Origin of the sequence: Mannheimia haemolytica (assembly GCA_900638155.1) — a bacterium.
Taxonomy (GTDB): Bacteria; Pseudomonadota; Gammaproteobacteria; order Enterobacterales; family Pasteurellaceae; genus Mannheimia; species Mannheimia glucosida.
The window spans coordinates 2,144,670-2,157,153 of sequence record LR134495.1 but is presented as its reverse complement, the minus strand read 5'-3'; the positions used below and the strand labels follow the sequence as shown (position 1 = coordinate 2,157,153).

At 40.9% G+C, this 12,484-nt stretch carries 11 protein-coding genes; 7 read left to right on the top strand and 4 right to left on the bottom strand.

The annotated features are described in order from the left end of the window. Nucleotides 1-79: 79 nt before the first annotated feature. From EL242_RS10540 to EL242_RS10510, 7 genes are all read left to right on the top strand, one after another. A complete protein-coding gene (locus EL242_RS10540) occupies nucleotides 80-1,255 on the top strand; it encodes a phosphoglycerate kinase (protein WP_126302549.1) in 1,176 nt (391 codons plus the stop codon). A 96-nt stretch (nucleotides 1,256-1,351) separates the two neighbouring features. Further along, a complete protein-coding gene (fbaA, locus tag EL242_RS10535; protein ID WP_006247925.1) occupies nucleotides 1,352-2,428 on the top strand; it encodes a class II fructose-bisphosphate aldolase in 1,077 nt (358 codons plus the stop codon). A gap of 100 nt (nucleotides 2,429-2,528) precedes the next feature. After that, nucleotides 2,529-3,323, top strand: coding sequence for an ATP-binding cassette domain-containing protein (locus EL242_RS10530; protein WP_126302548.1), 795 nt, complete (start codon nucleotides 2,529-2,531; stop codon nucleotides 3,321-3,323). 141 nt (nucleotides 3,324-3,464) lie between these two features. Further along, entirely contained in the window at nucleotides 3,465-4,103 is a 639-nt protein-coding gene (locus tag EL242_RS10525) for a nitroreductase family protein (protein ID WP_126302547.1), read from the top strand. A 94-nt stretch (nucleotides 4,104-4,197) separates the two neighbouring features. After that, nucleotides 4,198-4,722: a TIGR00645 family protein gene (locus tag EL242_RS10520; RefSeq protein WP_006247922.1), complete on the top strand. Its 525-nt coding sequence runs from the start codon at nucleotides 4,198-4,200 to the stop codon at nucleotides 4,720-4,722. Nucleotides 4,723-4,797: 75 nt separating this feature from the next. Then, nucleotides 4,798-6,168 (top strand): glutathione-disulfide reductase, encoded by a 1,371-nt coding sequence (gene gorA / locus EL242_RS10515; protein WP_126302546.1) that lies wholly within the window; start codon nucleotides 4,798-4,800, stop codon nucleotides 6,166-6,168. A gap of 10 nt (nucleotides 6,169-6,178) precedes the next feature. Beyond that, nucleotides 6,179-6,565, top strand: a complete 387-nt coding sequence (locus EL242_RS10510) for a hypothetical protein (protein WP_126302545.1) — start codon at nucleotides 6,179-6,181, stop codon at nucleotides 6,563-6,565. Nucleotides 6,566-6,634: 69 nt separating this feature from the next. Here the strand turns inward: EL242_RS10510 and fdhE are convergent, their stop codons facing one another. The 4 genes from fdhE to fdnG are packed head-to-tail and all read right to left on the bottom strand — an operon-like array spanning nucleotide 6,635 to nucleotide 12,267. Continuing rightward, nucleotides 6,635-7,552 carry a formate dehydrogenase accessory protein FdhE gene (gene fdhE, locus EL242_RS10505; protein WP_126302544.1) on the bottom strand — a complete coding sequence of 306 codons (918 nt, stop codon included), beginning with the start codon at nucleotides 7,550-7,552 and terminating at the stop codon, nucleotides 6,635-6,637. Nucleotides 7,553-7,607: 55 nt separating this feature from the next. Continuing rightward, complete coding sequence (locus EL242_RS10500) at nucleotides 7,608-8,285, bottom strand: formate dehydrogenase subunit gamma (RefSeq protein ID WP_126302543.1); 678 nt, start codon at nucleotides 8,283-8,285, stop codon at nucleotides 7,608-7,610. After that, complete coding sequence (gene fdxH / locus EL242_RS10495) at nucleotides 8,278-9,192, bottom strand: formate dehydrogenase subunit beta (RefSeq protein WP_126302542.1); 915 nt, start codon at nucleotides 9,190-9,192, stop codon at nucleotides 8,278-8,280. The genes EL242_RS10500 and fdxH overlap by 8 nt, the downstream gene beginning before the upstream one ends. A gap of 3 nt (nucleotides 9,193-9,195) precedes the next feature. Then, nucleotides 9,196-12,267 carry a formate dehydrogenase-N subunit alpha gene (fdnG, locus tag EL242_RS10490; protein WP_145962133.1) on the bottom strand — a complete coding sequence of 1,024 codons (3,072 nt, stop codon included), beginning with the start codon at nucleotides 12,265-12,267 and terminating at the stop codon, nucleotides 9,196-9,198. Between the last annotated feature and the right edge of the window lie 217 nt (nucleotides 12,268-12,484).

Here is a 12,484-nt window from a genome sequence, read left to right as displayed (position 1 = left end):
AGGTTAGCCCAAAATGATTAGAAACTGATATAATCCGACCGTTATCACTTTTAAATTTTAATCTAAAGAGGAACAAACTATGTCTGTTATTAAAATGACTGACCTTGATTTAGCGGGTAAACGTTTATTTATTCGTGCTGACCTTAACGTACCGGTAAAAGATGGCAAAGTAACATCAGATGCCCGTATCGTTGCGACCATTCCAACCTTAAAATTAGCTTTACAAAAAGGGGCTAAGGTAATGGTGACTTCGCATTTAGGTCGTCCGACAGAAGGCGTATTTGAAGAGGAAAACTCTTTACAACCTGTGGTTGATTACTTAAATGCATCAGATCTAGGTGTTCCGGTACGCTTGGTACGTGATTACTTAGACGGCGTTGAAGTAAACGAGAATGAAATCGTGGTGCTTGAAAACGTGCGTATTAACAAAGGTGAGAAGAAAAACGATCCTGAATTAGCGAAAAAATATGCAGCACTTTGTGATGTGTTTGTAATGGACGCATTCGGTACGGCTCACCGTGCGGAAGGCTCAACTTACGGTGTGGCAGAATATGCCCCTGTTGCGTGTGCAGGTCCGTTATTAGCCGCTGAATTAGACGCATTAGGCAAAGCATTAAAAGAGCCACAACGCCCAATGTTAGCCATTGTAGGTGGTTCAAAAGTATCCACTAAATTAACGGTGCTTGATTCGCTTTCTAAAATTGCCGACCAATTAATCGTGGGCGGTGGTATTGCCAATACCTTTATTGCCGCAGAAGGTCACGCTGTGGGCAAATCATTATACGAAGAAGATTTAATCCCTGAAGCAAAACGTTTAGCACAAGTAACCAATATTCCTGTTCCGGTTGATGTGCGTGTAGGTACTGAGTTCTCTGAAACTGCACCGGCAACGGAAAAAGCGGTAAGTGAAGTACAAGCTGATGAATCAATTTTCGATATTGGTGAAAAATCGGCAGAGCAATTAGCTGAAATTATCCGTAATTCAAAAACCATCCTTTGGAATGGTCCGGTCGGTGTGTTTGAGTTCCCTAACTTCCGTAAAGGAACTGAAGTGATTTCAAATGCGATTGCAGAAGCAACGGCAAACGGTGCATTCTCAATTGCCGGTGGTGGCGATACCTTAGCTGCGATTGATTTATTCGGTATCAAAGACAAAATTTCTTACATTTCAACCGGTGGCGGTGCGTTCTTAGAATTCGTGGAAGGTAAAGTATTACCGGCAGTGGAAATCTTAGAAAAACGAGCTAACGGCTAACAGTTACAAACGGTCAAATTTTGTGAAAATTTTGCAAGATTTGGCCGTATATTTTAACAAAGTGCTTTTGCACATTTCATACAAAGGAAGCAAAAAATGTCATTATTAAACATCGTAAAACCGGGTGTAGTAACAGGCGACGACGTACAAAAAGTTTTCGCTTATGCTAAAGAACACAACTTCGCTATTCCGGCAGTAAACTGCGTGGGTTCAGATTCAGTTAATGCCGTATTAGAAACAGCCGCTCGTGTAAAATCACCGGTAATCGTGCAATTCTCAAATGGTGGTGCGCAGTTCTATGCGGGTAAAGGCATTAAGCCGGCTTCAGGCGCTCGTGCAGATGTATTAGGGGCGATTGCGGGTGCAAAACACGTTCATCAATTAGCAGAAGAATATGGTGTGCCTGTGATTCTTCACACCGACCACGCTGCGAAAAACTTATTACCTTGGATCGATGGCTTACTTGAAGCAGGCGAAAAACATTTCGCAGAAACCGGTCGCCCATTATTCTCTTCACATATGATCGATTTATCTGAAGAGCCAATCGAAGAAAATATGGAAATCTGCCGTGAATATTTAGCCCGTATGGACAAAATCGGTATGACCCTTGAAATCGAAATCGGCGTAACCGGTGGTGAAGAAGATGGCGTAGATAATTCTGATGTAGATGAATCTAAACTTTACACTCAACCTTCTGAAGTTTTATATGTTTACGACCAATTAAGCCCAATCAGCCCACGTTTCACGATTGCGGCGGCATTTGGTAACGTACACGGTGTTTACAAGCCGGGTAATGTAAAATTAAAACCATCAATCTTAGGTGCTTCACAAGAGTATGTATCTAAAGAGCGTGGTTTACCGGCAAAATCATTAGACTTCGTTTTCCACGGCGGTTCTGGTTCTTCACGTGAAGAGATTCGTGAAGCAATCAGCTACGGTGCAATCAAAATGAACATTGACACTGACACCCAATGGGCTGCGTGGGACGGTATTCTTCAATTCTACAAAGCAAACGAAGCATATTTACAAGGTCAATTAGGTAACCCGACAGGTCCTGATGCACCAAACAAAAAATACTACGATCCACGTGTTTGGTTACGTAAAATGGAAGAGTCTATGTCTAAACGCTTAGAGCAATCTTTCGAAGACTTAAACTGTGTGAACGTTTTATAATTTGCAAAAAATTCCATAAATCAGACCGCTTGTATAAGCGGTCTTTTTTTATTTATTTTTTGCGGTAAACTATCACTTTATTTCCAAGCACCAATTTATTATGGCATTACTTGAAGTTAATCATCTGAATAAGCGTTTTGTTGAACGTAGTAGCCTGTTTCATAAACAAGATTTTTATGCGGTAAAAGAAGTTTCTTTTACCCTAAATCGCAAGGAAACTTTAGCGATTATTGGTGAAAACGGAGCTGGGAAATCTACCTTGGCTAAAATGGTTGCTGGTATGGTTGAGCCAACATCTGGGGAACTGATTTTTAGAGGAACACCGCTTTCATTTGGCGATTATAAATACCGGGCTAAGCATATTCGTATGATGTTTCAGGACCCTAACGATGCCTTTGATCCTAATTATAATATAGGACAAATTTTAGATGCTCCGCTCCGCTTGGCGACAGATTTAAATGAAGAGGAAAGAAATGAGCGTATTTTTAATACGCTAAAATTGGTAGGAATGTATCCTGAGCAAGCGCTCATTCCTATTTCAGAGGCTTCCAGTGGACAAAAGCAGCGTATTGCGTTTGCTCGTGCTTTAATTTTAGAACCGGAAATTATTATTGCGGACGATACGATTAATTCACTGGATTTTTCAGTCAAAACACAATTAATTAATTTAATGTTAAGTGTCCAGCAGCGACAAGGGATTGCTTATATTTATGTGGGGCAAAATTTAGGTCTGATTAAACATATTGCCGATAAAATCATGGTGATGCAAAGTGGCGAAGTAGTAGAGTATGGCTTGACGAAAGAGGTTTTACTGAATCCGCAACATCAAATTACAAAACGCTTAATTGAAAGTCATTTTGGAAAGCACCTTAGTGTGCATGCTTGGGCAAGCTAAATCTTTATTCCTGCTCTAATATGATTATTTGATAATTTTGACCTATTTCAATAAATATGCAGAATAACTCTTTTCAATTATTACATTCCTAATCTTTAAATTATAGACTATCTCAATCGTTGGAAAGATAGGAGAAAAGAGATGGAATTGAAACATACGATTGAACAGCGTAAAACTATCAAAGCTTTTGATTCAACAATTAAGATTAGTAGAACTGAATTAGAAGAAATGGTCGCTTTATCCCAGCTTGCTCCCTCAAAAGCAAATCTGCAACCTTGGCGTTTTGTCATTATTGATGATGAAATTCTTAAAGCAGCATTATCAAAAAATGTTGCCTTTAATGGCCCACCTTGTGAAACAGCATCTGTTATTATGGCGATATTGGCAGATTTGCAATATGAAAAATTATTAGGAACAATTGTTGATCAATCGGTAGAAACTGGGTGTTTGCATGCAGAGTTTCGTGAACGTAAATTTGATTTTTTACTAAACCTTCATAACCAAGCAACTCAAGCAGAAATTAGAGATCAGGTATTAATTGATACTAGTTTGGTGGCAATGCAATTAATGCTAATTGCCAAAGATAAAGGCTATGATACTCATGCGATAGGCGTGTTTGATCGCCCTGCTGTATTAAAATTATTGAATATAGATGCAGAACGTTATTTGCCTGTTATGCTACTAGCTATCGGTAAAGCAGTAAACCCAGCGTTACCAAGTTGCCGTTTACCTCTAGAATATACGGTTTCTTGGAACGATGGACAAGGTTTTAAAATATAAGGTGCAAGTGGTTAAATATCTTAATTTTTTGGCAAAAAATTGTTAAAATTTGAGCGTTGTAATTTATTTTTGTATTGCTATTTATAGGAGATATATGCATTCGGAATTAAATACTAGGGCAAATATTTTAGGTAAAATTATTTTCGCAAGTCGTTGGTTACAATTACCTATTTATTTAGGGTTGATTGTTGTACAGGGGATATATGCGTATAAGTTTATTAAATCATTGTATCATCTAGTTATCAATTTAAATGAAATGGATTCAAATACTGTTATGTTAGCGGTATTAAATTTAATAGATGTGGTGATGATTGCAAATCTTTTGGTTATGGTTATTGTTGGAGGATATGAAACTTTTGTCTCTAGATTAAAAGTAGATGATCACCCTGATCAGCCAGAATGGTTAGATCACGTTAATGCGACTATTTTGAAAGTAAAACTTTCAATGGCAATTATCAGTATTTCTTCTATTCATTTATTACAAACATTTATCAATGCTTCAAATCTTGATGAAAAGCAAATGATGTGGCAAGTAGTTATTCACTTAGCCTTTATTGTTTCAGCATTAGCGATGGCGTATATTGATAAAATGTTGAATTCAGGGCATATGAAACATTAGTCTTCTATGCAAATTTAATCTGATAAAGCGCTTACGAATAAGTTGCTTTTATTTTTATAGATCGAGGAATAGCTTATGGCTAAACATTATGATTATATTGCTATCGGCGGTGGTAGTGGTGGTATTGCTTCAATTAATCGAGCAGCAAGCTATGGGCAAAAATGTGCCATTATTGAAGCAAAACATTTAGGTGGCACTTGTGTGAATGTGGGATGTGTACCCAAAAAAGTGATGTTCTATGGAGCACAAGTTGCAGAAGCGATTAACCATTACGCCCCCGATTATGGTTTTGATATTACGGTAAATAATTTTGATTATGCCAAATTAGTTGAGAGTCGCCAGGCCTATATTGGGCGCATTCACACTTCATATGGTAATGTGCTGGCAAAAAATAATGTTGATGTTTTACATGGTTTTGCTCGTTTTAAAGATGCAAAAACGCTGATAGTGAGCTACGCTGATGGTTCAAGCGAGGAAGTCACGGCTGAACATATTTTGATTGCGACAGGCGGTCGTCCAAGTGTACCTAATGTGAAAGGGGCTGAATACGGTATTACTTCTGATGGTGTATTTGCACTAGATGCTTTACCGAAGTCCGTAGCAATTGTGGGGGCAGGGTATATTGCAGTTGAATTAGCTGGAGTATTTAATAGCTTAGGAGTAAATACCCATCTTTTTGTTCGTCAACATGCTCCAATGCGTAATCAAGACCCATTAATAGTGGATACATTGCTTGAAGTATTAGCTCAAGATGGGATCGAATTACATACACAAGCGACTCCTCAAGAAGTAGTTAAAAATGCAGATGGTTCATTGACATTAAAATTGCAAGATGGTCGTGAAACCTCTGTTGAAAGCTTGGTGTGGGCTATTGGTCGTGAGCCAGCGACAGATAAGATTAATTTAGAGGCTGCTGGTGTTGAAACCAACGAGCGTGGTTTTATCAAAGTGGATAAATTCCAAAATACTAATGTGCCAAATATCTATGCTGTTGGTGATATTATTGAAGGTGGTATTGAATTAACTCCTGTTGCAGTTGCAGCTGGTCGCAGACTATCGGAACGGTTGTTCAATAATAAACCAAATGAACATTTGGATTATAGCTTAGTACCGACAGTCGTTTTTAGCCACCCACCAATAGGTACTGTTGGTTTAAGTGAGCCAAAAGCGATTGAGCAATATGGGGCAGAAAATGTGAAAGTGTATAAATCTTCATTTACTGCAATGTATACTGCGGTTACACAACATCGTCAACCTTGCCGAATGAAATTAGTTTGTGTTGGGGAAGAGGAAAAAGTGGTTGGGTTACATGGTATTGGTTTTGGTGTTGATGAAATGATTCAAGGTTTTGCTGTTGCAATTAAAATGGGCGCGACGAAAGCTGATTTTGACAACACAGTGGCTATTCACCCGACAGGATCTGAAGAATTTGTAACCATGCGCTAAATGTAATAGAATGTTACGTAATTTTATGATTATGCTACATTTTATTTATGGGTTTGCTATGAAAAACGCTTTTAGCTTTTTTGTTATTTCTCTTTTTCTTACGATGAATAGTATTAGTTATGCAAGTAATCCTATTCCTAATAATAAAGAAAAATTAAACGGAGTAAAAAAACAGCAAGACAAGCCTAAGTTTAGAATATCTGAACGTAAGGTATTGAAAAATAAAGAGAAAGATGAAGAGGTTAGTAATTTTTCTATGGAGGAATTACGTGTTGGAGCACAACGACCTCTTGATGATTCTGTGATTCAATATTTTAAATCTCAATGCCGATACGCATTTATGTCAGATCGGGAGATTATTGCTAACCGCTGTGAAGTTAAAAAAATAGCTGATTAAAAAAGTATAGTGTATGAGTTAAATGTAATAAAAAACGGAGCGTCATGCTCCGTTTTTGTTGTAAATGAGTTACTCTACTTGAAATAAAAATGGATTTATCCCACTTCTTGAAAGACCTTTTTGTTCCATCTCGGAATCTAAGAATAGAGTTGCTAAATCATCAGCAACAGGTTCCACATTCACGTCTTTATCTTGATAGAGTACTTTTAAGTAGGAATGGCAGTCGCCACAACTTTCAGCTTTAACTGCTGCTTCTACTGTATCTAAGCTCCAATAATCCAGTTTGCCGGTTTCATCACAGTTTGTACACTTTGTACGTACTACATGCCATTCACTTTCACATAAAGAACAGTGTAGATAACGTAACCCTTGAGCTTCACCGAAATGAATCACACTGCTTACAGGTGCTGAGTTACATACCGGACATAAATGTTTATGGCCTATTTCTGCACGAGAATTACGTGGTAATTGTTGAGCTAATTGTACCCAGTAAAGTGAGAGAGCAGCCCAAATAAAGACAGCTTTATCTGCGCCCACAAGTTCGTATCGTTCATTTAGCAAATTATCAGCAAGTGTGTCTAGCTCTGACTTAGCTGCCTTTTCCAATACTTCAATTGTTGCAAGAACAGTATTATTTGCATAAGGCTTGAATTTCTCAATAATAGCTAAGAGTAGTGTCCGCCATTCATCAGTACGCTGAAAATTCTGTGCATTTAGCGGTGTTTCTCCTTGCGTGCGCTCTACACAAGCGGTTATTTTTTGAGAATAATCTGCAATTGGCTGGCTTTCAAGTAATGCTAATTGAATGTCCACGAGGTTAGCAGAAAACTCCATATATTCACCGAATGGGTTTTGCTTGGCTAATTCACGTAGCCGCTTAGCGCGGCGTAAATACAGATTTTTGGGATTAGCAAATAAGAGCTCGGGTTGTTGAAATGAACTAGCTGCTTGTTTGATATCATCTTGAGGTAGTATTTTGATACTCATAATATTCTTTTTAAACCAATAAAATAAAAGTGCGGTAATAATACCGCACTTGAGGTTATTTATTATTTTGCTCAGCTACTTGTCTTTCTAATTCAGGTAGCACTTCTTCACGGTACCATCTTGGGTGGTGTTTTTTTGCCCAGCGAACGGTAACCCAACCCTCAACCATACCTCTGATTGAGCCTTTTACCCAGAATGCCATATACATATGTACTAAAATTCCGGTAAATAGCATAAATGCACTTGCTGAATGAAGTAAAATTGCAATTCTTAGCATAGGAATCGAGAAGTAGTGAGAGAAAAATTGTCTCCACATAATAATCCCTGTGGCTAAAAGAGTGAACATCGCAAGAATAAGAGTCCAAAAGAGTAATTTTTGACCCAAATTGTATTTTCCATTATCGGAAACTTCATGCTCATTACCTTTTAGTACTTCAACAATGCCTTTTGCCCAACGAATATCATTTTTCTCAGGGATATTATGGTGCCAATATATTAACGCCATAATAATAAATGCAATAAACATTATAATCCCGGTAAATGGGTGGACTGCACGGGCAATCTGTGGAGTACCTAAAATCTCGGTAAGCCAAGCAAAGTCAGGGAAGAAGAATGCCACACCGGTAAACATCGTCATAAAAAACGAGATTACTAAGAACCAGTGGCTAACACGAGCTAAGGGCTTATGACGAACGATTTTGGTATCGTTCGTGATTTCAAATTTCTTACTCATGTTTGCCTCCTTCTGCATTTTCGCTATGGTGGTGTTCTTCAAGATCTTCCTCAACGTTTGGCCCAACGGTAATATAGTGTGCAACTTCTGCTAAAGCTAAACCACCCAACGCTACTGCCGCCACAGGTTTTAAAACGTCTTTCCATAAGGTTACTGTGGTATCAATCTTCGGATCTTTCGGTAAGCCTGAATAAAGCTCCGGTTTGTCGGCATGATGTAATACATACATTACGTGCGTACCGCCAACGCCTTCAGGGTCGTACAAGCCAGCATTTTCATAGCCACGAGATTTCAGATCAGCAATGCGTTGTTCTGCATAGAACTTCATCTCTTCTTTGCTACCGAAGCGGATTGCACCGGTCGGGCAGGTTTTCACGCAAGCCGGTTCTTGACCAACATTGACACGATCCACACACAGGGTGCATTTGTAAACACGGTTATCGTCCGGATTCATACGAGGAATGTTGAACGGACAACCTGCGATACAGTAGCCACAACCGATACATTTGTCGGATTGGAAATCAACAATACCGTTGGCGTATTGGATAATCGCACCCGGTGATGGGCAAGATTTCAAGCAACCCGGCTCGGCACAGTGCATACAGCCGTCTTTACGGATCAACCATTCTAAACGGTCGTTTTCTTCTACTTCGTTAAAGCGCATTACTGTCCACGCTTTCGCATTCAGATCCGCAGGGTTGTCGTACACGCCGACACAGTTTGCATCTACATCGGAGCGAATGTCATTCCATTCTGAACAGCCCACTTGGCAGGCTTTACAGCCGATACAAGTGGTGACATCGATCAGTTTCGCTACTTCCACTTGGTGCGAACGAGCCTGCGGCGCCGGTGTCAGCGCCGAGGTTGCGGAGATTTTAATAATGTCTTGAGTTTGAACTGTACTCATCGGTTAAGCCCCCACAATTTTCTCAATGTTTAATAACATACATTTCGATTCAGGTGTATTTGAGTTTGGTTCACCTGTTCGCACGGTTAAGTTATTGGCAAAATAGCCTTTTTTCGCACCGGTTGTAGCCGCAAAGCCCCAGTGGATCGGCACACCGATAGTGTGGATTGGTTTGCCGTCAGAGACCAATGAACGGATACGTTTAGTCACCACGGCAACGGCTTTAATTTCACCACGTTTAGACCAAACACGCACTTTGTCACCATTTTTAATGCCTTTCTCTTCGGCAAGTTTCTCGCCGATTTCCACGAACTGCTCCGGTTGAGCAATGACGTTAATCAGGGCATTTTTCGTCCAGTAGTGGAAGTGTTCGGTTAAGCGGTAAGTTGTACCGACATAAGGGAACTCATCGCTAGTGCCTAAATCCGCTTTATCGCTCGGCAGAATGCGTGCCACCGGACTGCTGATCACATTCGGGTGCAACGGGTTAGTGCCGATTGGGGTTTCAAACGGTTCATAATGCTCAGGGAATGGGCCGTCTTGCATACGTTCACGCACGAACAAGCCAGATACCCCTTCCGGTTGCATAATAAATGGTGTCACAGGGCTATTTGGTGGTGCTGTACCATAGTCAGCAACGTCCACATAGTTCCAGTTTTTACCGTTCCATTTAACTAATTGGCGTTTCGGGTTCCATGGTTTACCGCTTAAATCTGCCGATGCACGGTTGTATAGAATACGGCGGTTTACCGGCCAAGAGAATGCCCAGCCTAAGGTGTTACCTAAGCCTGATGGGTCGGAGTTATCACGGTTCGCCATTTGGTTACCTTTCGGAGTCCATTGACCGCAGTAGATCCAACAACCACCAGAGGTTGTGCCGTCATCACGCATTTGTGCAAAGCTGGATAATAGTTCGCCTTTTTTCACGATAATGTTGCCGTCCGCATCTTTGAGATCTTCCAACGCATAACCGTTGTTTTCTTTGGCGATCTCTTCCGGTTTCGGTTCTAACGGGTTCATATAGTTCCACGTCATCGCTTCTAACGGTTCAAGCGGTGCTTTTCCGCCTTCTTTATGATAAAGGTGGATTAGTTCGGCACGGATTTCAGACAGAATATCCACGTCCGGTTTTGCTTCGTGTGGCGCATCTGCTGCTTTCCAGTGCCATTGTAACCAGCGACCGGAGTTCGCAATTGAACCATCTTCTTCCGCAAAGCAAGTGGTCGGCAAGCGGAATACTTCGGTTTGAATTTCAGATGGGTTCACATTGTTGAACTCACCGTGATTTTTCCAGAACTCAGAAGTATCGGTAATAAGCGGGTCAAAAATGACTAAATATTTCAAATTGCTCAACGCTTTAATTAACTTCTGCGAGTTAGGGTAAGAGGCAATCGGGTTCATACCTTGGCAGAAATAGCCGTTCACTTTGCCTTGGTACATCTGCTCGATAAAGCGAAAGTGATCCGTACCGCCTTTCGGGTATTTCGGTAAATAGTGATAGCCGAACTCGTTCTCTTTGGTTGCCTTATCGCCATAGAAGGTTTTGAGCATACTCACAGCGAATTTCGGGTTGTTTTGCCCGTAGTTCACTTGTCCTACCACTAAGGTTTTCGGTGCAATCGCATTTAAGTAGCTTTCTAAGGTTGCGTCCGCTTCGGTTGGCAGGCGGATATAGCCCGGCAACATATGTGGGAACAAGCCTAAGTCGGTAATCCCTTGTACGTTAGAGTGACCACGCAGTGCGTTTACCCCACCGCCGGAGACACCAATGTTACCGCACAGCAACTGAATGATCGCCATTGAGCGAATATTTTGTGCGCCCACGGTGTGTTGTGTCCAACCTAAGGCATAGAGGAAGGTGGCGGCTTTATCCGGCGCTGAGGTTTTCGCAATCTCTTCACAGAAAATCAGGAAATCTTTTTGGGGCGTACCGGTAATGCGTTCTACCATTTCAGGCGTATAGCGGGAAACGTGGTCTTTGAGCATATTGATCACACAACGTGGATCTTGCATGGTCATATCCCGTTTTGGCTGACCCTGTTCATCTAACTGATAAGCCCAAGTGGATTTGTCTTTATAGGTACGAGTGGCTTCATCGTAGCCGGTGAAAAGCCCGTCTTCGAATTTGAAACCTTCGTTGATCAAGAATGTGGCATTGGTGTAATGCTTCACATACTCGTGTTGAATTTTGTCGTTTTTAAGCAGGTAGTTTACCGCACCCAACAAGAACGCAATGTCCGTACCCGGACGCAATGGCATATAAATATCAGCCACCGCAGCACTACGATTAAAGCGTGGATCGACCACCATTAACTTCGCACCGTTCTGTTTTTTCGCTTCAACTGCCCAGCGGAAACCCACAGGGTGAGCTTCGGCTGCGTTACCGCCCATAACGATCACTAAATCAGAGTTTTTAATATCAACCCAGTGGTTGGTCATCGCACCGCGACCAAATGATGGAGCAAGACTTGCTACCGTTGGTCCGTGTCAGATACTCGCTTGGTTGTCGGTAAAAATCATACCGAGAGAGCGGATAAACTTCTGGGTGACGATACCGGTTTCGTTACTACACGCTGAACCTGCTAAGAAACCTGCCGTCATCCAACGGTTTACTTCCAGCCCTGCTTCATTGTGGGTGACGAAGTTCTCATCACGGTCATTTTTCATATGGCGGGCAATACGTTCAATTGCCTCGTGCCACGAAATACGTTTCCACTCGCTTGAACCGGCTTCACGTACTTCCGGATAATGCACACGGCGGTCACTGTTTACATAATCCAATGCCCCTGCGCCTTTCGGACATAACGCCCCACGGCTGACCGGATGATCAGGGTCCCCCTCGATGTGAATTAATTTTCCTTTGCTGTTCATTGAGTTGTCGCCTAAGGAATACATCAGCATTCCGCAGCCAACGGCACAGTAAGTACAGGTTTGACGAGTTTCTCTTGCACGCAAGAGTTTATACTCACGAGGTGCAGCTAATGCTGTTGCCGGTGCAAAACCTAACATTGCAGCAGAAGTCCCAGCCATTCCACCTGCACAGACCTTGAAGAACTTACGTCTTGAGATCTGCATAATCACTCCAAATCACATTAATGTGAGAAATAAAACAAAATTTGATCAAAATTAATTTAATAAATTGATCTAAGAGGTGTATCATTTTCCTCCTAATAAAAGGAAATGAACATACTCTTTTTTTGGTAAATAGATGAAATCTTAAATTAATTTGATGTAAACCAAATTTAAATAATTTAATGATACAACTTTTTAACAAAATAAACTACTTTTTAGT